This is a genomic window from Mesorhizobium sp. WSM2561, assembly GCF_000513915.1.
Taxonomy (GTDB): Bacteria; Pseudomonadota; Alphaproteobacteria; order Rhizobiales; family Rhizobiaceae; genus Mesorhizobium; species Mesorhizobium muleiense.
Window position 1 is genome coordinate 39492 of record NZ_AZUX01000015.1, and the last position, 19763, is coordinate 59254.

Annotated in this window: 18 protein-coding genes; 7 read left to right on the plus strand and 11 right to left on the minus strand. The window is 62.5% G+C overall.

What is annotated here, in order from left to right; genetic code table 11:
• Positions 1-11: 11 nt before the first annotated feature.
• From M727_RS0113990 to M727_RS0114005, 4 genes are all read right to left on the minus strand, one after another.
• Positions 12-818, minus strand: a complete 807-nt coding sequence (locus tag M727_RS0113990) for an ABC transporter permease (RefSeq protein WP_027153204.1) — start codon at positions 816-818, stop codon at positions 12-14.
• Positions 811-1731 (minus strand): ABC transporter permease, encoded by a 921-nt coding sequence (locus tag M727_RS0113995; RefSeq protein WP_027153205.1) that lies wholly within the window; start codon positions 1729-1731, stop codon positions 811-813. Before M727_RS0113995 ends, M727_RS0113990 begins: the two co-directional genes overlap by 8 nt.
• Positions 1731-2825, minus strand: coding sequence for an ABC transporter ATP-binding protein (locus tag M727_RS0114000; protein WP_027153206.1), 1095 nt, complete (start codon positions 2823-2825; stop codon positions 1731-1733). Before M727_RS0114000 ends, M727_RS0113995 begins: the two co-directional genes overlap by 1 nt.
• A gap of 125 nt (positions 2826-2950) precedes the next feature.
• Positions 2951-4618 carry an amidohydrolase gene (locus tag M727_RS0114005; RefSeq protein ID WP_027153207.1) on the minus strand — a complete coding sequence of 556 codons (1668 nt, stop codon included), beginning with the start codon at positions 4616-4618 and terminating at the stop codon, positions 2951-2953.
• A 168-nt stretch (positions 4619-4786) separates the two neighbouring features.
• Here M727_RS0114005 and M727_RS0114010 point away from each other — a divergent pair, with 168 nt between their 5' ends.
• Complete coding sequence (locus M727_RS0114010; RefSeq protein WP_027153208.1) at positions 4787-5818, plus strand: histone deacetylase family protein; 1032 nt, start codon at positions 4787-4789, stop codon at positions 5816-5818.
• A gap of 158 nt (positions 5819-5976) precedes the next feature.
• Here the strand turns inward: M727_RS0114010 and M727_RS0114015 are convergent, their stop codons facing one another.
• The 3 genes from M727_RS0114015 to M727_RS0114030 form a co-directional block, all read right to left on the minus strand.
• Entirely contained in the window at positions 5977-6525 is a 549-nt protein-coding gene (locus M727_RS0114015; protein WP_027153209.1) for a dihydrofolate reductase family protein, read from the minus strand.
• A 222-nt stretch (positions 6526-6747) separates the two neighbouring features.
• A complete protein-coding gene (locus M727_RS0114025) occupies positions 6748-7674 on the minus strand; it encodes an SRPBCC family protein (protein WP_027153210.1) in 927 nt (308 codons plus the stop codon).
• Positions 7671-8012 carry a metalloregulator ArsR/SmtB family transcription factor gene (locus M727_RS0114030; protein ID WP_027153211.1) on the minus strand — a complete coding sequence of 114 codons (342 nt, stop codon included), beginning with the start codon at positions 8010-8012 and terminating at the stop codon, positions 7671-7673. Before M727_RS0114030 ends, M727_RS0114025 begins: the two co-directional genes overlap by 4 nt.
• Positions 8013-8465: 453 nt before the next feature.
• Between M727_RS0114030 and M727_RS0114040 the strand changes: the two genes are divergently transcribed.
• Entirely contained in the window at positions 8466-10109 is a 1644-nt protein-coding gene (locus M727_RS0114040; RefSeq protein ID WP_027153212.1) for an MFS transporter, read from the plus strand.
• A gap of 101 nt (positions 10110-10210) precedes the next feature.
• Here the strand turns inward: M727_RS0114040 and M727_RS0114045 are convergent, their stop codons facing one another.
• Complete coding sequence (locus M727_RS0114045) at positions 10211-11212, minus strand: NADP-dependent oxidoreductase (RefSeq protein WP_027153213.1); 1002 nt, start codon at positions 11210-11212, stop codon at positions 10211-10213.
• Positions 11213-11336: 124 nt separating this feature from the next.
• On the opposite strand from M727_RS0114045, the gene M727_RS0114050 reads away from it, so the two are divergent.
• Complete coding sequence (locus M727_RS0114050; RefSeq protein ID WP_027153214.1) at positions 11337-11939, plus strand: TetR/AcrR family transcriptional regulator; 603 nt, start codon at positions 11337-11339, stop codon at positions 11937-11939.
• Positions 11936-12802, plus strand: a complete 867-nt coding sequence (locus M727_RS0114055) for an alpha/beta hydrolase (protein ID WP_036262237.1) — start codon at positions 11936-11938, stop codon at positions 12800-12802. Before M727_RS0114050 ends, M727_RS0114055 begins: the two co-directional genes overlap by 4 nt.
• 193 nt (positions 12803-12995) lie before the next feature.
• Here M727_RS0114055 and M727_RS0114060 read toward each other — a convergent pair whose 3' ends face one another.
• Positions 12996-14417, minus strand: coding sequence for a hypothetical protein (locus M727_RS0114060; protein WP_027153216.1), 1422 nt, complete (start codon positions 14415-14417; stop codon positions 12996-12998).
• A gap of 388 nt (positions 14418-14805) precedes the next feature.
• Between M727_RS0114060 and M727_RS0114065 the strand changes: the two genes are divergently transcribed.
• Positions 14806-15090 carry an SCP2 sterol-binding domain-containing protein gene (locus M727_RS0114065; protein ID WP_023798033.1) on the plus strand — a complete coding sequence of 95 codons (285 nt, stop codon included), beginning with the start codon at positions 14806-14808 and terminating at the stop codon, positions 15088-15090.
• Positions 15091-15152: 62 nt separating this feature from the next.
• Here the strand turns inward: M727_RS0114065 and M727_RS0114070 are convergent, their stop codons facing one another.
• A complete protein-coding gene (locus M727_RS0114070; protein ID WP_027153217.1) occupies positions 15153-15716 on the minus strand; it encodes an N-acetyltransferase in 564 nt (187 codons plus the stop codon).
• Between the two features lie 267 nt (positions 15717-15983).
• Complete coding sequence (gene odc2, locus M727_RS0114075; RefSeq protein WP_027153218.1) at positions 15984-17117, minus strand: ornithine/lysine decarboxylase; 1134 nt, start codon at positions 17115-17117, stop codon at positions 15984-15986.
• 544 nt (positions 17118-17661) lie between these two features.
• Here odc2 and M727_RS0114080 point away from each other — a divergent pair.
• Positions 17662-18861 (plus strand): amidase, encoded by a 1200-nt coding sequence (locus M727_RS0114080; protein ID WP_036262261.1) that lies wholly within the window; start codon positions 17662-17664, stop codon positions 18859-18861.
• Between the two features lies 1 nt (position 18862).
• Positions 18863-19762 (plus strand): LysR family transcriptional regulator, encoded by a 900-nt coding sequence (locus M727_RS0114085; protein WP_027153220.1) that lies wholly within the window; start codon positions 18863-18865, stop codon positions 19760-19762.
• The last annotated feature ends 1 nt before the right edge of the window (position 19763 follow it).

A 19763-nucleotide genomic window follows, 5' to 3' on the forward strand; every position in this document is an offset into this window, starting at 1 on the left:
TATCTCTCCTGTCATTCGTGATCCTTTTTCCTGCTGATGAAAAAGAAGACGGTGACGATCAAGATCGAGATCAGCAGGAACACCGTCGAAATTGCGTTGATTTCCGGCGTGATAAAGCGCCGGAACTGGCCGAGCATGTAGGTCGGCAACGTGTCCTGGCCGCCGGACTTGACGAACTCGGTGATGACGACGTCGTCCAGTGAAATGACGAAGGCCAGCATCAGCCCGGCAAGGATGCCTGGCCAGAGCAGCGGAAAGGTGACGCGCCGGAAAGCCTTCCAGGGTGTCGCGTAAAGGTCGGCCGCCGCGGTCTCCAAAGACAGGTCCATGCTCTCGAGCCGCGCCCGGATCGGCAGATAGGCAAAGGGAATGCAAAAGGCGGTATGCGCCGCCATCAGGTAGCCCAGCCCCGAATAGCCGGTCCAGATCTTGATGCGCGAGAAGAAGATCAGCAGCGCCACCGCAGTGACGATCTCCGGCACCATCAGCGGCTGGTTGATGAAGGCGTATTTGAAGCCGAGGCCGGGATAGGGTTTGGTTCGGGTCGTGGCGAGTGCAGCCATGGTGGCGACGATGGTGGCAATGGTGGCGGCGACCAAAGCGATCTGCAGCGACCGGATGGCGGCATCGACGACCTGGCTGTTGTTCCAGGCCTGGTAGAACCAGCGCAGCGACACGCCTTCCCAGACCGCGATCGAATTGCCTGAATTGAAGGCATAGACGACAAGCGTGACGATCGGCAGGTACAGCGCGAAGAAGCAGATCATTGCGATGGTGGTGAAGCCGGTCTGCCGGCGGACATCGAAGCGGCTAGCCATGCGCGCCACCCCGGCGCCCGACGGAGCGGACATAGAAGAGCAGCGCGACCATCACGATCGCCATCAGCGAGAGCGACAGCGCCGAGCCGAGCGGCCAGTTGCGGCCTTGCCCGAACTGCAGCTCGATCAGATTGCCGAGCATCATATTCTTCGACCCGCCGAGCACGCGCGGGGTGACATAGGCGCCCAGCGCCGGGATGAAGACAAGGATCGAGCCAGCGATGATGCCGGGCTTGACCAGCGGGATGATGACCCGCCTCAGCACCTGGAAGCGGTTGGCATAGAGGTCGTAACCCGCCTCGACCAGCCGGAAGTCGATCTTTTCCATGCTGGCATAGAGCGGCAGCACCATCAGCGGCAGATAGACATAGGTCATGCCGACCATCAGCGCGAAATCGGTGAACATCATCTGGATCGGCTGGCTGATGATGCCGAGCTTGATCAGCACCGTGTTGACGAGGCCCTCGTTGCGGATCACCTCCTGGATGGCGAAGGTGCGGATCAAGAGATTGGTCCAGAACGGGATGGTGATCAGGAACAGCCAGATGTCGCGCTGGCGCGCCGGCCGTGTGGCGATGAAATAGGCGGTCGGGAAGCCAAACAGCAGCGTCAGGATCGTCGTCAGGAACGACAGCTTGGCCGAGCGCCAGAAGATCGACAAATGCGCATCGGCGAAGGCCAGAGTGTCGTCGAAGATGTCGCGCTGCATCAGCACCGACAGCCAGCCGTCGGTCGAGAATTTCCACACCACGCCGCCGTACGGCCCCGGCGTCAGGAAGGAATAGGTCACGACGATCAGCAGCGGGCCGGTCGCCGCGAGAAAGATGATGACCAGTGCCGGCGCCGACAGCAGCCAGCGATCGCGGATTTCACGGCGTTCGGCATCCTTGGCGACTTGTTCCGCGCTCGCCATCAATCCCTCAGCACTTGCGCGGCGTCGTTGCCGATCGAGATGCCGACCTTGTCGCCCCGCTCGAAACCGCAGCCGGCGCTGCGCGTGTTCTGCTGGCGCACGGTGAAGCTCTCGCTGCTGTCCAGGCGAACATGGATGTGCGTGTCGGTGCCGAAATAGACGATGTTTTCGACCGTACCGGACAGGTCGCCCTTGCCGCTGGTCAGCTTGGCATGTTCGGGCCTGACCACCACGGTGGCATTGTCCTTTGGCTGGAAGCCTTCCGCCACGGTCGCGTCGATCGTCGCGCCGGATTTGAGCGTTGCGCGTGCCTTGCCGTTGCCCATGCCTGATATGGCCGCCGTCAGGAAATTGGTTTCGCCGATAAAGTCGGCGACGAAGCGCTCGGCCGGCTTGTCATAGATATCCCAGGGCGTGCCAACCTGCAGGATCTTGCCCGACGACATCACCGCGATGCGGTCCGACATGGTCAGCGCTTCTTCCTGGTCATGGGTGACAAAGATGAAGGTGATGCCGGTCTCGTGCTGCAGCCGCTTCAGCTCGATCTGCATCTCCTTGCGCAGCTTGAAGTCGAGCGCCGACAGCGGCTCGTCGAGCAGCAGCACTTTCGGCTGCGGCGCCAGGGCGCGCGCCAGCGCCACGCGCTGCTGCTGGCCGCCGGAAATCTGGCTGGTGCGGCGGTTGCTCAGCGCTTCCATCTTGACCAGCTTCAGCATCTCGGCGACGCGCGCCTTCACTTCGGCCTTGGGCTTGCCGAGCATTTCGAGGCCGAAGCCGATATTCTNGGCCACCGTCATATGCGGGAACAGCGCATAGTTCTGGAACACGGTATTGACCGGCCGCTTGAACGGCGGCAGCGGCGCGATGTCCTGGCCATGCAGCAGGATCTCGCCGGCGCTGGGGAAATCGAAGCCGGCGATCAGCCGCAAAAGCGTCGTCTTCCCGCAGCCGGACGGACCAAGCAGCGTGAAGAACTCATTCTCGCGGATCGACACCGAAACCGTGTCGAGGGCGGCGACCTGTGACTCCCCGCTACCGAAGACCTTGCGGACGCCACGAACTTCAATTGCACTTTTACCCGGTTGTTCCGGCACGATTACCCCATTCTTGTGTCCGCTCTTCTGGCGGATCCAGTTCCCACTCGATTGTCAGCACACGGCGCATGGCTTGGCAAGCACACATCTGAATGTCGATCCAGAACGCAAGTCCCGTGCCACCGTCAGGCCTGGTAGGTGATCTTGCCGCCGCAGATCGTCGTCACCGGCCGCACCGTATGCAGCGCTTCCGGCACGGTCGCCTCGATGTCGGCTGAGAGCACCACGAGATCGGCCATAAAGCCTGGCTTCAGGCGGCCCTTGCGGTGCTCCATGAACTCGGCATAGGCGCCCTCCACCGTGTAGCCCGCTAGCGATTCATGCAACGAGAAGCTCTGGTCGGGATCGCTTTTTGCCCATGGTTTGCGCAGCACAGCCGCCTGAATGCCCAGGATCGGATCGATCGGCGACACCGGCCAGTCGGAGGCGAAGACGACGCGCGCACCGGCATTCTTCAGTGTCCGCCAGGCATAGCTCAGCGGCCAGCGGCCAGGCCCGATGCGCGACACCGTTGGTTCCAGCGGCAAGCCCATGCTGCCCGGCGGATGCGGCGGCTGCATCGAGGCAATGGCGCCAAGCTTTGCGAAGCGCGGTATGTCGGCGGCGGTGACCACCTCGATATGCTCGACCCGATGCCGGCTGTCGCGCCTGCCATTCGCCTTTTGTGCCGCCTCGTAGCCGTCGAGCACGGCGCGCACGGCGCCGTCGCCAATCGAGTGCACCGCCATCTGCAGCCCGCGCCTGTCCACGGCCACGGCAAGGTCCATGAATTGCTGCGGCGTGAACAGCGGCTCGCCCAGCCAATCCGGACGGTCCGCATAGGGCTCGACCATCACCGCAGTCCATGAATCGAGCACGCCGTCGTAGAACACCTTGACCATGCCCGACGACAGCCATTCGCCAGCATAGCGCTCAGCCATATCTGAGGCTTTGTCGAGCATGTCGAGCGTCATGAAGTTCTTGTAGTGGAACGGCACCTGCACCCGGCACAGCAAGCCGCCCTCGGCCTCGATCTCGGACAAGAGTTCGAGCTGGTGCAAATTGCCATCCATGTTCTGGATCGACGTGATGCCGTGTCTTGCGCACCATTCCAGCCCGCGGCGCATGATCGCCCGGTCGGAGGCCTGCTCCGCCGGCGTCGGCTTCGGGTCCGGCTCGCCGCCGGTGGCCAGGCCGAGCCGCACACGCTCCTCGCCGGCCAGCGCGATCAGCGGCCCAAAAGCCTCGCCCTCGCGCAATTCGCCACCGGCCAACCCGTCGTCGCCCATGACGATCTCATTGCCGGGACCAAGCCGCTTGCCTCTCAGCAGGCCGGCCAGTTCCAGCGCCTTGGTGTTCGCCCACATTGTGTGGTGGTCGGGCGCCGCCATGACGAAGGGCCGATCCGGCAGGATGCGGTCGAGGTGATGGCGACTGACCCGCTCCATCGCCGACAGGATGGTATAGTCGGCGCCTTGCGCCTGCAGGACGGATAGATCCGGCCGCTTTGCGGCATAGTTGCGCACAGCATCGCAAAGCGCATCGAAACCATGGACGCCCATCAGTTGGAGATGATCGAGTTCGGCCGCGCCGGCGAAAAGATGCATATGCGCTTCGAAGAAGCCGGGGACGACGGAGCCGCGCTCGGCGTCGATGACGCGCGTGCCGGGTCCCTTGTGCTCCAGCGCGGTCGCGCGATCTGCGATCGCAATGATTTCGCCGCCCGTGATGGCTATGGCTTCGGCGCGGGGAGTATCGGGATCCATCGTCAATATGCTGGCGTTCTCGACGATCAGATCGGCCGATGGCGGCATAATTTTCTCCCGTTTGAGCTTAGGCTAACAGAGTATTGGCGTCTGGCAAGCCGCCGCTGCCACTCACAATAACGGGCTGGAATGCCTCTTGGCGGCGCTGAAACTCTCTGCCACAAAGCAATCCGTCAACCACGGATACGCAACCCGAAGAGCGAGCCGGCCGCCAAAATGAAGACTGTTTTCTCCCCTCTCCACGCCGGTCATGCCGGCAATTTCGAGCTCATTTCGGGCGCCATCGTGCCGGCCTTCGAGAAGCCCTCGCGCGCCGAATTCATCAAGGCGAGGGTGGAGAGCGAAAAGCTCGGCCCGGTGCTGCCGCCCGAGACCCACGACATCGCAGCCGCCAAACAGGTGCATACCAGCGACTACATCGATTTCCTGCCGACCGTATGGCCGCTCTGGGAAGAGTCGGGCCGAACAGGCTCGGCCATCCCCTTCACCTGGCCGACGCGCGGCTTGCGCGGCGATGTGCGCCCCCAAACCATCGATGCGCTGCTTGGCTTTTACTCCTTCGACGGCGGCGCCAGCTTCGTCAAAGGCACCTGGGAGGCGATCAAGTCGTCCTATGATGTGGCGCTGACCGCAGCCGCTCTGGTCAAGTGCGGCGAGATATCAGCCTTCGCGCTCTGCCGCCCGCCCGGCCATCATGCCGGTGCTGCGTTCATGGGCGGCTATTGCTACATCAACAACGCCGCGGTTGCCGCGCAATGGTTCCGCGACCAGGGCGCCAGGCGTGTCTCGATCCTCGATCTCGATTACCATCACGGCAACGGCACGCAGGAGATCTTCTACAGCCGCGACGACGTGCAGGTGCTGAACCTGCATGGCGACCCGATGACCGAATATCCGTTCTTCCTGGGCCACGCCGACGAGCGCGGCGCCGGCGCTGGCGAAGGCTTCAATGTCAACTACCCCATGCCGTTCGGCACCGCATGGGATGGCTGGAATGCTTCGCTGGAGGACGCCTGCGCGAAACTTGCGGCCTACGCTCCCGAGGTCGTTGTCGTCTCGCTCGGCGTCGACACCTTCGAGAAGGACCCGATCAGCAGGTTCAGGCTGAAAAGCGCCGACTATCCCAGGATTGGCCGTCGCATCGCCAGGCTCGGCCTGCCGACGCTGTTCGTCATGGAAGGCGGCTATGCCGTCGAGGAAATCGGCATCAATGCCGTCGGCGTGCTGACCGGGTTCGAGGATCGGTAATGCGTGTCGCCCAAAGGGCTGCCCCGGGGCGTTCGACCCGAGAGAGCGCAGCGGTGATGGCAGCTACGCCCCTTGGCCGCCGATCGTCTGGAGCGCGCCACTTACCCGGCCCTCCTATTTCGACAAGGCCTACTTGACGGGAAAGAGTGGATCGATCGTCATTGTCTGCTCTCCGGCGCGTAATGGAGGATGACAACACCTGACTTGAGCGTCTTCGTCTCGAGATGCTTCAGGCGTATCCGGTTCTGGCCGCCCTTGAAGAGCGGCGTGCCTTTCCCGAGAATGACGGGGTTGATCCCGAGGTGATATTCGTCGATCAGACCATGCTCCATCAGGGTCGCCGTGAGGTCGGCGCTGCCGAACACGAAGATGTCTCCGCCGTCCCTGGCCTTCAGCTTGGAGACTTCTTCCGCGACATTGCCGTTGAAGAGCCTCGTGTTGTTCCAGTCGGCGCTTTTCAGCGTGCGCGAGAAGACCACCTTCTCGATCTTGTTCATGAAATCCGCGATCCAGCCTTGCTCGGACGGCCAATAGGCTGCCATGAGCTCGTAGGTCACGCGGCCGAAGATCAGCGTGTCGGCGTTTTCCTGGGTCTCACGAATGTAGTTCTCGAGCTCTTCTTCGAAGACGAACCAGCTGATGTCCCTGTCCGGACCTTCGAAGAAGCCGTCGACGCTCACCATGTCCCATATGATCAGTTTTCTCATAGAACCCTCCTCTCCGTGTATCCCTTTGTGAACTCGGCCCTATCCGGAAAGCGGAAGCGCATCTTGGTGACCTGCCCCGCTTCCGAGCCCTCGGTCTTCTCCAGCCTGACCGGCTCCATGCCTTCTGACTGAAGCGGCGGATGCCGTTGCCAATGAGGACGGGCGCGACATGGAGACCTCGTCCACAAGCCCTAATTCGGGCCGACGGGAAATCGCAGCATTTCAGCGGGATGCGACGAAGCGTTCCAGTTTGCCGAGTGTTTGCAGTCCCAGTTCCACGGCACCGAAGCCCTTCGCCTCCTGGAACTCGGCAGCCGTGCTGAATACCATGCCCAGCGTTACCTTCGTTGCCCCGTCCTGATCCTCGAACGAGGCCCAGGCGTCGGCATGTTTCGGCCCGTTCTCGCCCCAATGCAGCGTATAGCCGATCCTCTCTTCGAGCCGGACCTCGTTATAGAGATGGTGGTTCGGGAAGACCGTGCCGTCAGACGCGATCATGTCGAATACCCACTCGCCGCCCGCTCGCAAGTCGATCCTCTTCGTTCGACAGGAGAAGCCTTCCGGCCCCCACCATTGCGGCAGCGTTACAGGGTTCATCCACGCGCCCCACACCATGGACCGCGGCGCCTGAATCACCCGCTGCAGCACCATGGTCCGTTCGGCCGCGCCCGCGAGGTTGTCCAGGCCGGCGCCTAAGCCCGCCCGGTAGCCTGCTTCCATGTCCTGCGCCAGCGAGGAAAGTTGCACCGTCACGACCAGCCGGCTGCGCTCGTGCGTGCCTGAAAGATCTGCCGTCACCAGCGCTGCTGATTGCGTCACGCCTTCGCACGAGATCACCTCGTAGTTCACGCTGCACACCGCCGGCTGCAACACCAGCCAGCCATTCTCGCAGCGGATGTCCGGCTGTCCCTCTACCTTGCAGAGCGAGATCTCGCGACCACCCACCCTGGTGTCGGCCTCCAAAAACTCCACGGTGACCGAGGGCGATGGCGCAGCCCAGATCGCCCGCGCGGCCGGCGCCGTCCATGCCTCCCACAGCACGGCCAATGGCGCGGCCACGTCCCGTTCGAAGGTCAGCGTCGCAAAACGGCCTTTCCTATCATCAGGCACCGCACGGGTCGCACTGTTTGTAGTGAGGTTCTGAGTCATTCTTCGCTTTCCTTCATCACATTCATCACAAATGCATCCAACCGGTCGAGCCGAGCCTCCCAGATGACGCGCTGTTCATCGAGCCATGTTCGCGCTGGATCCAGAGCCTCGGGTACGATAGCGCAGGTGCGTATCCGCCCGTCCTTGGACGTGGTGATCAACCCTGCCTCCTCCAGCACGGAAAGGTGCCGCATCACCGTGGGCAGCCGCAGTCCCGTGGGCCCAGCCAGATCCGTTACCCGCGCAGGTGTTTCGGCGAGCCGGGTCAGGATCGACCGGCGGGTCGGATCAGCGAGCGCGTGGAAGAGCAGCGAGAGATTAGGATCATGCTTAGCCATGTCGCTAACTATCGCCCAAATTGCCGGTGGCGCAAGCGAAAACTTCGTCAAGTAGCTAAGTATTTTTGCCCAACGCGCCGAATTCTTGGAGCAGGCGGCTTCTGTTGCTGGCTCGCTGAGAAAAGTCGTTCGCAGCGATGCTCGCAGGCCGATGCCTGCAATCGAAGACAAAATCCTGAAGCCGCCAGTCCGCTTCCCACCAATCTCAGCCGTTCGCGTGGGTCCAGGACAGAAGGCAGCGCGGCGGACGGAAAGTCGGAGACCGCACCGAAGCGCTTCACGCGGCCTGCAAGAATGGCCGCTGACCTGTCCCAGCCACCGCTATCTTATTGTTGGACCATGATCTTCTTTGAAAAGGCGTTCGCCCTTTGCGAGGTCATGCTCTACTTCTAAGGGACGGCATGAGGGCACCGATTCTGGAAGAACGCAGCATTTGAAGTCGGGGAAGCATCCATGATCGACGACGAGCCGGACAGCGAACGCGTCTCGGCGCTGGCGCCGTTCCGGCACGGCATTTTCCGCGCCGTATGGTCCGCCAGTCTGATTTCGAATTTCGGTGGCTTGATCCAGGGCGTCGGCGCCGCCTGGATGATGACCACGATCGCCACCTCGTCCTATCAGGTTGCGCTGGTCCAGGCGTCGACCACTTTGCCGATCATGCTGTTTGCGCTCGTTGCCGGGGCCATCGCCGACAGCTTCAACCGGCGCAAGGTCATGTTGATTGCCCAGATCTTCATGCTGGTCGTCTCGGTTCTGCTGACCGTGTTCACCTATCTTGGCTTGATGACGCCGTGGACGCTGCTCGCCTTCGCCTTCCTGATCAACAGCGGCACGGCGCTTTACAACCCGTCATGGCAGGCTTCTGTCGGCGACATGGTGCCGCGCGCCAAGCTGCCGGCTGCCGTCGCGCTCAATTCGCTGGGCTTCAACCTGACGCGCAGCGTCGGCCCGGCGATCGGCGGCATCATCGTTGCCGCCGCAGGTGCCGCAGCCGCCTTTGCCGCCAACGCATTGAGCTATGTCGGGCTGATCATCGTGCTGGCCCGCTGGAAGCCGGAATTGCCGGCCTCGACACTGCCGCGCGAGACGCTGGGCGCGGCGATGGGTGCTGGCCTGCGCTACGTCGCCATGTCGCCCAATATCGGCAAGGTGCTGGTCAGGGGTGCGGCTTTCGGCTTCAGCGCCGGCGCGGTCCTGGCGCTGCTGCCGCTGGTGGCGCGCAATGTCGTCAAGGGCGATGCCTTGACCTACGGCATCATGCTCGGTGCTTTCGGCATCGGCGCCGTCGGCGGCGCGCTGATCAGCGTCCGGCTGAGGCAGATCCTGTCAAGCGAGGCGATGGTGCGCATGGCATTCGCCGGCTTCGCGCTCTGCGCCTTCAATGCTGCCGTCAGCGATCAGGCCTGGCAAACGTCGCTCGGGCTGCTCATCGGCGGCGCCTGCTGGGTGGTCGCGCTGGCGCATTTCAACGTCACGGTGCAGATGTCGACGCCGCGCTGGGTGGTCGGCCGGGTGCTCTCGGTCTACCAGACGGCGACTTTCGGCGGCATCGCGCTCGGCAGCTGGATTTGGGGCGTCGTCGCTGATTCGCATGGCGCCGAGTTCGCGCTGATCGCGGCCGCCGTCGCGATGCTGGCGGGCGGCGCGATCGGCCTCTTGCTGCCTTTGCCGCAGCAGGCGGTGCTCAACCTCGATCCGCTGAACCGTTTCAAGGAGCCGCATCTTGCACTCGACCTGAAACTGCGCAGCGGGCCGATCGCCATCATGATCGAGTACATCATCCGCGAGGAGGACGTGCCGGAATTCCTGGCCACCATGGCCGAACGCGGCCGCATCCGCCGCCGTGACGGCGCCCGCAACTGGACGCTGGCGCGCGATCTCGAAAATCCCGCAATATGGATCGAGCACTATCACACGCCGACGTGGCTCGAATACATCCGCCACAACAAGCGGGCCACCCATGCCGACGCCGTTGTCGGCGAGCGCGTGCGGGCGCTGCACAGCGGCGACGAGCCGCCGCGCGTCCGCCGCATGATCGAGCGTCCGACAACCGCCGGCACGACAATCGTCATGCCGAAAGGACCGATCGAGCATTAGGTTGACGTAGGGCTGTGGAGGAAGCACGCGCAAGCTCATTCGCTGGGCCCGCATTGCGCCCAGAAGCGGACGTTGTCGCCTGAAGCATTGCAAATGCTATTTCATTTCACCTTGATGACAACCTTGCCCTTGGCCCGGCCCTGTTCAATGTATGCCAATGCCTCGTTTGTCTGCTCAAGCGGAAAGACACGATCTACGACCGGGCGGATGACGCCCGTTTCGATGAGCGACGTGATTTTTGTCAACTGCCCGCCATTGGCCGCCATGAACAGGAACGAATATCGGACATCTGCGCGTTTCGCCCGTCGCCTGATGCCTGCGCTCAAAACGCGCATGACCAGGTTTAGCACCCAGTTCAGCCCCTTCTCCCTGGCAAACCCAGAATCGGGCGGACCGGAGATCGAAACGGCGACGCCACCTGGCTTCAACACACGCAGGGACTTTTCGAGGGTCTTGTTGTCCTGGCTAGTCAGGACGACATCGTAGCCCGAAAGCACTTTCTCGAAGTCATCCTTCTTGTAGTCGACAATGACATCGGCGCCCAGCTTCCTGACCATATCCGTGTTCGACGCGCTTGTTGTCGTGGCGACCGTCGCGCCGAGGTGCTTTGCCAATTGAATGGCGAATGTCCCCACTCCACCGGAGCCGGCCTGAATGAAGACCTTCTGTCCTTTCTTCAGCTTCGCTCTTTCAACCAGCGCCTGCCAGGCGGTCAGCCCCACCAGGGGAATGGACGCAGCCTCTTCCATGCTGAGGTTTTTTGGCTTCAAGGCCACGTCGGCATCATTAATGGCGATGTATTCAGCGAACGCTCCGATTTGACCGTCGCGCGCTCGCGCATAGACCTCGTCGCCCGGTTTGAACTGTCGGACTTTCGAGCCGACGCGAATGACCGTTCCTGCCAGGTCATGGCCTGCAACGAAGGGCCGGCGATAGGGCAGGATGAGTTTGAACTCTCCATCCCTGATCTTGGAGTCCAGCAGATTGACGCTGGCGGCATGGATCTGCACCAGCACGTCATTCTCCCCTGCTTCCGGCTCTGGAACCTCTCCAAACCGGAGGCGAGCTTTCTTTGCATATCGATCGACGATGAAGGCCTTCATTGCAGCTTTCCTAAATTGAGGAGACCTAGAGCCAGGTCGACATCTCAGATGCGTCGCCCTATTGCATTATGGTCACTTAATGATAATATGGTCGTAATGCAATAGCTGATCGAAGGAGAAAGACATGCGCTACGAGAAAGGCAGGAGGGAAGCATCGCGGCAGCGGATCATGGATGTAGCGACCGAACGGTTTCGCTCCGACGGCATCGCTGCATCAGGTCTCGCCGGCATCATGGGCGAGGCGGGACTGACCAATGGAGCTTTCTATCCCCATTTTCCGTCCAAGGCGGCGCTTGTGCGTGAGAGTTTGGCGGCCGCGCTGGAGGCCCAGACCGCCCAGATACAGGAGCTGTTGGCCGCCGGCGGCGCGTCATTGGCCATCGATACGTATCTGTCGGCGGAACACCGAGACAATCCAGGCAAAGGTTGCGCTTCAGCCGCGCTGTTGCCCGAAATTGCTCGTGAGCCGATCGAGACGCGCCAAGTTTACGCCGAGCACCTGCTCAAGCTCGTACGCCAGGTAGCGGCGGAGCTTACGTCCGACGCCCGCGATCCCGAGGCTGTCGCATTCGGTGTCTTCGCGACTCTGATCGGCACGCTTGAGCTGTCCCGAGCGGTGAACGGAACCGAACTGTCCGATCGCATTCTTGAGGCTGGCGCGGTGGCGGCGAAGGCGTTGCTCCAGCCCCACGAGAACGGCAAGCCGGAAGAAAGGAAACCATCATGAACGTGCATCATCTGTCGCGACCTGCCGCGATCATCAAACACAGGGACGTGCCGACGAAAACGGTCGACGTCGGCGGTACGAAATTCGCCTACCGGGAACTCGGGCCCACAACCGGGGTACCGGTGATCTTCCTTACTCATCTGAGTGCGGTACTCGACAATTGGGATCCCCGGGTCGTCGATGGCATTGCCGCAAAACGGCGCGTTATCACCTTCGATAACCGTGGTGTTGGCGCATCAGGCGGGTCCACTCCCAACACGGTGGAGGCGATGGCCCGCGACGCGATCGCCTTCATCCGGGCCCTCGGCTTCGAGCAGGTCGATCTGCTCGGCCTATCTCTTGGCGGCTTCATCGCCCAGGCGATTGTTCAGCTGGAGCCTAATCTGGTTCGCAAGATCATCCTCGCGGGAACCGGCCCAGCCGGGGGTACCGGCATCGACAGGGTGACGTTCGTCACCATCTTCGACATGATCCGCGCCGCGCTGACCATCAGGGACCCAAAGAACTACCTCTTCTTCACCCAAAGCCCCAACGGCAAGAAGGCGGCGCGCGAGTTTCTGCAGCGCTTGAAGGAACGGACCAATGACCGCGACAAGCCCATCGCCCTCGGCGCTTTCAGCCAGCAGCTCAAGGCAGTCCGTGCCTTTGGCCTTGAGCGCCCTGCCGACCTATCGCGTGTCCGGCACCCGGTGCTCGTGGTGAATGGCGATCACGACAGAATGGTGCCCACCAGCAATTCCGTCGACCTGGCACGACGCTTCCCCAATGCCGAACTGGTCCTGTACGAGGACGGCGGGCATACGGCCATTTTTCAGTATCACGGCGCCTTCGTGGAAAAGGCCCTGGACTTCCTCGAGGCCTAATCCGGCCGTGCCGGTGTGGCCAGTTGGTGGGCAAATGACGCTTCGATCCATGCGCTAACCTGACGGGCAACACCGTACACTAGATCGGGGAAGCCCTGAGGAAGGAAGCGCACGCAAGCTAATTCGCCGAATCTGCGTTGCATCGACAACGGACCTTCAGTCTGTTCCCGTAAAGCCAAGTGACACCCGTGCGTCAGGATGCGGCGTGCAGGCTCGTACGGACGCGCCGCCTGCTTGTGGCGCGTGACTTCTCCGCCACGACACCGGTGATCTCGACCACGCCGTTCTCATGTGGTTTGGCGTTTGTGACCTTGTGGAGACGCTCATAGGGCAACAATTCCTTGACCCGGGCGTCGAGCACCGCGACTTCGGCTCGCAGATCCTCGCATTCCTGCCTCTGGACATCGAGCTGTATCTGTTCGGATGCCTGCTGCAGGGAAAGCTGCGAAAAATTCGCGCTCACGGTCGAGAGGTGCATCTTGTCGTTTTCGTTCTCCTTCCTGAGGACGGACAACCTTTCCTCCGCAATTTGCTTTTCGGCGACAGCGTCGCTCCATTGAGCCTTGAGATTGGCGATCTCGCTCGCGGCTTGATTGTTCTCGTTCGAGGCGACTTCAAATCGTGATTGGAGGTTGCGAATTTCAGAACGCAGGCCGCCGATCTCCGTGAAACTACGCGCACGCTCGGCTTCCCTGTCACCTTCCATGATACGGGCCGCGTCCGTCATTTCCGACAGCTTCGCTTGCGCGATATCGAGCGATTTCTGCAGCCGCATCTCCTCTTGTTCACTCTTGCCGAGCGCAGCCAGCAGTTCCGAAAGTCGCGCCGCGTCACTGGCATGAATCGTCGAGAGCTCGTCCAGCCGGTGCCGCGCCTCAGCTTCCCGCTTCAGCGCCTTGTCGAAATCGATCGACAGGCTGACATGCTTTTCCCGCAATATCTCGTTCTCGCGTACGCATCGGTTGGCCTCGGCCGTTCTGGCCGAAAGCGTTTTGACGAGGTCGCCGAACTCCGCTTCGCGTTCTGCGCTCGCATTGCCTGCCACGACGAGTTCCAGCTTTGCTGCAGCAAGCGCACTGCGAAGTGCCTCCTTGTCCTCGGCCAGGCTTATCTCGCGCTGCTGCAGGGCCTCGACGGCGCTTTCACGCTCGCGCTGCTTTCTGGTCGCATCGTGGAACTGCTCCGATAGCACTCTTTGCTGCGTGGTCAGGCTGACATTTGCCAGTTCCAGTTCGTTGGCGCGAAGAATGTCCCCGTGAAGCAGCTTCAGGAATTCGCCGGTCAGATGATGCGAGGTCGCGATCTCCGACAGTTTGGTGTTGATTTCCTGCAGATACTCCCGCGCATCGTCAAACAGCCCCTCAACGGCATCCAGCGCAGCCAGGCGGGTTTGTGTGTGGGAGGTCAGCCGCCGTGCGATCTCGGGAGTGTCGGCATCGTCCTCGGGCTGAGAGTTGTCATTCCTTGCCGCGAGATTCTCATCCGGAACGTTGTCCAACGGCGATTGGTCGTCCAGGTTGAGACACTCATCGAACGCCTCTGCCAAATCGGCTTCGAGTTCCTTGAATGCCCTGTCCACCGTCTCGGCACGCTTGATCAGACTTCTGATTTTCATGACTGAACATCCCCTACTGTAACGCCATCTGGGGTCTCGATCCTCGCCTCCCGGATACGGGTTCATCCCCTTCCCCCTGATCGCGCGGTGGCGCATGAGGCGAGCCCACGCTAGGGACGGGCTTGGCCACTGTCCTCGTCTGTTTGAATGATGCAAACCTTGTAACTGCCAGTGTGGACAGCGCAGCTTCACTGCGGCGATAAAACCCATCGTCATATCGGGAACCGCGTTGACGTAAACGTCAACCCGAAGCTATATGCGCCGGCGACCTTGATCGCGAAATGCGCAAGACGGCGACTTCGGGCCGGATCAAAGTGCCCCAGACCGAAGTGCCCCAGACCGAAGTGCAATGGGGTGCGACAAACGCAACGAGACGAGGAGAACGGCCATGGGCGTTCAGGAAATTGCCGACAAGATCAGCGCGCGCGTGGCGAGTGCCGGGTTCGATCGTTCCGTCAAATTCGATACCGGAGGCGACGGCGTCATCGTCATCGACGGCGCTGCTGTATCGACCACCGACGCGCCGGCCGACTGCACGATAAAGCTTTCGCTCGACGATCTGGAATCGCTGATATCAGGCGATCTCAACCCGACGATGGCGTTCATGTCCGGCAAGATAAAGGTCGAAGGCGACATGAGCGTCGCCATGGCGCTGAGCCAGTTGATCGGCTGATCCACTCCAAACCTGGATGGAAACAAACCGCCGCCCGATGGCAGCGGCTTGTTTCCGATCCGTCAGGCTGCCAGCGGCAGCCGCTGTGCCTTCAGCTTGCGCCCCGCCGCCTTCAGCGTGCCCTGCGCGCCGGCGAGCACGCCTTCCACCAGCTCCAGCGCCAGCAGGCGGTGCCGCTCATAAGGTCCCGGCATGGCCAGCGAGCCGGTTTTATCGGCCGAGAACCCGAAGCGCTCGTAATAGGGCGCATCGCCGACCAGCAGGATCGCCGCATGGCCGAGGCGCGCCGCTTCAGTGATTGCAAGGCGCATCAGCGCCGAGCCGATGCCGGCATTCTTGATTGTCGGATCGACGGCGAGCGGGCCAAGCAGAAGCGCTGACCTACCGCCCTCGCCCAACACGACATCCCACAGCCGCACGGTGCCAGTGACGGCGCCCGACGCGTCGCGTGCGACAAAGGCCAGGCCTTCCGAAGGCCGGCGGCCGCGCCGCAGCTTTTCCGATGATTTCTTCCGGCGCTTCGGCCCCATGGCGCGATCGAGCAAGGCCTCGCGCGCCGGGACGTCAGCAGCGGTTTCGGCGGTGATGACGAAAGCGCTGGCAATCTCCCCCCTCGAGGCGGAGATGTCGCCGAAGCGGCCAGAGGGGGTCGCCGCGCGTGAAGCGCCAGCCCCACACAGTCCAAGAGAGGTCGCGACAGCTGAGCCGACCCCCTCTGGCCTGCCGGCCATCTCCCCCTCAAGGGGGGAGATTTGCCGGCTCACAGCGCCATCAACGATGAAATCCACAATTTCCATTTCCGCGATCCTTCACGAGCGGATTGTTCCACAGGCGAACCGAAGCGGGCGATCTCGTCGCCCGCGCCGGATGATCTGACCGGCTCTTGCGAGCCGTCAGATCACGTAGGATCGGAGAGGCTCGAAGCCGTTGAAGGCGACCGAGGCGTAGGTCGTCGTGTAGGCGCCGGTGCCCTCGATCAGCACCTCGTCGCCGATGGTCAGCGACAGGGGCAGCGGATACGGCGTCTTCTCGTACATCACGTCGGCCGAATCGCAGGTCGGGCCGGCGAGCACGCACGGCGCGGTCTCGGTGCCGTCATGCGCGGTGACGATCGGGTAGCGGATCGCCTCGTCCATCGTCTCGGCGAGACCGCCGAACTTGCCGATGTCGAGGAACACCCAGCGGACATTGTCGTTGTCGGCCTTCTTCGAGATCAGCACGACTTCCGACTTGATGACGCCGGCATTGCCGACCATGCCGCGGCCCGGTTCGATGATGGTCTCGGGAATCGCGTTGCCGAAATGCTTGCGCAGCGCCGAGAAGATCGCCTGGCCATAGGCCTGTGCCACCGGCACGTCCCTGAGGTAACGGGTCGGGAAACCGCCGCCCATATTGACCATCTTGAGCACAATGCCTTCGTCAGCGAGCGTAGCGAACACCTTTTTGGCGTCGCCGAGCGCGCGGTCCCAGGCGGTCAGGTCGGTCTGCTGCGAGCCGACATGGAACGACACGCCATAGGCGTCGAGCCCGAGCGCCCTCGCATGGCGCAGCACGTCGACCGCCATCGCCGGCACGCAGCCGAACTTGCGCGACAGCGGCCATTCGGCGCCTTCGCCGTCGGTCAGCACACGGCAGAACACACGGGCGCTGGGTGCAACGCGGGCGATCTTCTCGACCTCCTCGACGCAGTCCACCGCGAACAGCCGGATGCCGAGCTGATAGGCGCGCTGGATGTCGCGCTCCTTCTTGATGGTGTTGCCGAAGGAGATGCGGTCCGCCGGCGCGCCGGCGTCCATCGCCATCTCGACTTCGGCAACGGAAGCGGTGTCGAAAGACGAGCCCATCGCAGCAAGCAGGCGCAGGATTTCCGGCGCCGGATTTGCTTTCACCGCATAGTAGATTTTCGAATCGGGAAGCGCCTTCTCGAAGGCGCGGAAATTGTCGCGCACGACGTCGAGATCGACGACGAGGCAAGGGCCGTTCGGACGTCGGGTGGCGAGGAAGTCAAGGATGCGCTGGGTAGCCATCGGGGTCTCTCCATAGCGCCTTTCGGCGCGCACAAAGGCTGCGGGACGCGGGTCATCGACCTCGCGAACACGCGGTGGACAAAGGCGGGACGTCAGTCCATGGAACCAGCCGGTGGAGACCCCGGAACCATGAAGCGCCGTCTCGCGGCGGTGAACCTTGGCCTTGCCCGGCCTCGGTTCGCTTTGTCTGCCTTGGCTTGGATTGGGAGAACCCGTTCCGCACTGCCGGCAATGAAGGTGTGCCTCTTCAGTAACCCCGGTCTTTGGACGACCGGCAGAACACCAGAAAGGCCCGCACCGTCGTTGCTTCAAGGTGTCCTCGGTCTGGCGGTTGGCCGCTAAACCGACTGGAGGGGTTAGCTCCAGTTACCTTACCGATATCCCTCACCATTTTGAGGATCGGCGGACACCCACAGGCACGTGCGACTTTGGGCAAGCGCGATATAAGGTCGATGGATTTCACAATCAATAAAAATCGTACGCCAGGTTGTAAAATTCCTAGCCTCGAACAATGTTGCAACAACTGTATCCGGATATCGGACGCATGACAGGCACTCGCGGCCCTCTGAACGCTTTTCTCGACCTCGACGGTATCCCTGTATCCAATGCGCAATCCGGCCCGCTTGCCGGCCTGCGGCTGGCCGTCAAGGATATTTACGACGTCGCCGGCTACCGCACCGGCTGCGGCAATCCGCAGAAATACCAGGAGGCTTCACCCGCCTCGGCGACAGCGCCGGCCGTCCAGGCGCTGCTTGATTCGGGCGCGCGCTTCGTCGGCAAGACGCAGACCGACGAACTGGCCTTCTCGCTGATGGGGCTGAACGCGCATTTCCCGTCGCCGGTCAATCCGGCAGCACCTGATCGCGTCACCGGCGGCTCGTCCTCCGGTTCCGCCGCCGCGGTCGCCGGCGGGCTGGCCGACATCGCCGCCGGATCCGATACCGGCGGCTCGATCCGCGCCCCGGCAAGCTTTTGTGGGCTGATCGGCCTGAGGACCACGCATGGCCGCATCTCGCTCGAAGGCGCCATGCCGCTGGCCCCTTCACTTGATACGTTCGGCTGGTTCGCCAGAGACATGGTCACCTACGAAAAGGTCGGCGCGGTGCTGCTCGGCGACGATCCGCACAACCACAAATTGCAGCACCCCCTCGTCCTGGACGCGCTGGACGGACTCGTGCTCGGCCCGCGGGAATCCGACGAGTATCGCGCCATGGTCCGCGCCGTCGCATCGGTGCTGGGCGCACCGCGCACCGTTGCCCCGCTGTCGCATTCCACCGACGATCTCTATTGGTGCTTCCGCAAGCTGCAGGGGTACGAGGCCTGGCAAAATCATGGTGCCTGGATCGCCGGCAGCGATCGGATGCTCGGCCCCGGCGTCAAGGAGCGCTTCGAGCATGGCGCAACCATTGACGCGGCAACCGCACAATTTGAAACGGAACGTCGCGTTTCGTTTCGTCGCGAACTTGCCGGCCTGCTTGGCGAAGACGGTGTTCTTGTGCTGCCGACCGCTCCAGGTGCCGCCCCGCTCAAGGCCGCCTCATTCGACGATTTGCAGACCTATCGCGAACGCGCGCTGAGACTGTTGTGTCTTTCCGGTCTGTCCGGCTTTCCGCAGATCACCCTGCCGCTGGGCCTGGTTGACGGCCCCCCGTTCGGCCTCTCGCTGCTCGGACCGAAAAACAGCGACCGGCAGCTGATGGCGCTTGCCGCGCGCATCCTTTCAGCCCACCAGAGGAGCGCATGACATGGATACGCTGACCCGCATGCGCGCCTTCATCGACGTCGTCGAGGCCGAAGGATTTTCGGCAGCGGCGCGCAAGATCGGCCGCTCCAAGGCGCTGCTGTCGAAATATGTGCGCGAGTTGGAGGACGAGCTGGGCGCGCTGCTGCTTAACCGCACCACCCGGCAGTTCTCGCTGACCGAGGCCGGCCACACCTATTACCGCCGCGCCTCGGAAATCGTCCGCGAGGTCGACAGCCTGGCCGATGCGGTGCGTGAATCCTCCGGCGACGTGCGCGGCAGGATCAAGCTGTCGGCGCCGCGCACCTTTGCCGACGCGCCGATCGGCCTATCGCTGATCGACTTCGCCAAGCAGCATCCCGACATCGTGCTCGACATTCATCTCGACGACCGCTTCGTCGATCTGGTCGAGGAAGGTTTCGATCTCGCCGTGCGCATTTCGCGGCTGGAAAGCTCCTCGCTGATCGCCAGGCGCCTGGCGCCGTTCTCGGTGCGGCTGTGCGCATCTCCCGAGCTGATCGCCAGGCACGGCATGCCGGCGCGGCCGCAGGACCTTGGCCGCATGCCCTGCATCATCGACACCAATGGCCGCTGGCTGACCAACTGGCCGTTCAAGGGCGATAGCGGCGACACGGTGACCGTTTCGGTCTCAGGTCCGATCGAGGTCAACAGTCCGATGGCGGCAAGGGCGGCCGCCGTGGCGGGATTGGGGTTTTCCGTCCTGCCGGATTTCATCGCAGCGCCCGATATCGAAAGTGGCCGGCTGGTGACCGCGTTGGATGACCGCATCCTGCCGGGTGGCGGCATTTTCGCCGTCTATCCGCACCGGCGCTATTTGCCTGCGAAAGTTCGCGTCTTTGTCGATTTCCTGGTGCAGTGGTTCAAGTCGATTGACAATGCATGAG

Bases quoted from the DNA above. Each gene is read 5' to 3' on its own strand.
- M727_RS0114050 (WP_027153214.1), top strand. From the start codon at position 11,337: ATGCGCTACGAGAAAGGCAGGAGGGAAGCATCGCGGCAGCGGATCATG.
- M727_RS0114005 (WP_027153207.1), bottom strand. From the start codon at position 4,618: ATGCCGCCATCGGCCGATCTGATCGTCGAGAACGCCAGCATATTGACG.
- M727_RS0114080 (WP_036262261.1), top strand. From the start codon at position 17,662: ATGACAGGCACTCGCGGCCCTCTGAACGCTTTTCTCGACCTCGACGGT.
- M727_RS0114040 (WP_027153212.1), top strand. From the start codon at position 8,466: ATGATCGACGACGAGCCGGACAGCGAACGCGTCTCGGCGCTGGCGCCG.
- odc2 (WP_027153218.1), bottom strand. From the start codon at position 17,117: ATGGCTACCCAGCGCATCCTTGACTTCCTCGCCACCCGACGTCCGAAC.
- M727_RS0114065 (WP_023798033.1), top strand. From the start codon at position 14,806: ATGGGCGTTCAGGAAATTGCCGACAAGATCAGCGCGCGCGTGGCGAGT.
- M727_RS0113995 (WP_027153205.1), bottom strand. From the start codon at position 1,731: ATGGCGAGCGCGGAACAAGTCGCCAAGGATGCCGAACGCCGTGAAATC.
- M727_RS0114010 (WP_027153208.1), top strand. From the start codon at position 4,787: ATGAAGACTGTTTTCTCCCCTCTCCACGCCGGTCATGCCGGCAATTTC.
- M727_RS0113990 (WP_027153204.1), bottom strand. From the start codon at position 818: ATGGCTAGCCGCTTCGATGTCCGCCGGCAGACCGGCTTCACCACCATC.
- M727_RS0114045 (WP_027153213.1), bottom strand. From the start codon at position 11,212: ATGAAGGCCTTCATCGTCGATCGATATGCAAAGAAAGCTCGCCTCCGG.
- M727_RS0114015 (WP_027153209.1), bottom strand. From the start codon at position 6,525: ATGAGAAAACTGATCATATGGGACATGGTGAGCGTCGACGGCTTCTTC.
- M727_RS0114030 (WP_027153211.1), bottom strand. From the start codon at position 8,012: ATGGCTAAGCATGATCCTAATCTCTCGCTGCTCTTCCACGCGCTCGCT.
- M727_RS0114060 (WP_027153216.1), bottom strand. From the start codon at position 14,417: ATGAAAATCAGAAGTCTGATCAAGCGTGCCGAGACGGTGGACAGGGCA.
- M727_RS0114025 (WP_027153210.1), bottom strand. From the start codon at position 7,674: ATGACTCAGAACCTCACTACAAACAGTGCGACCCGTGCGGTGCCTGAT.
- M727_RS0114055 (WP_036262237.1), top strand. From the start codon at position 11,936: ATGAACGTGCATCATCTGTCGCGACCTGCCGCGATCATCAAACACAGG.
- M727_RS0114085 (WP_027153220.1), top strand. From the start codon at position 18,863: ATGGATACGCTGACCCGCATGCGCGCCTTCATCGACGTCGTCGAGGCC.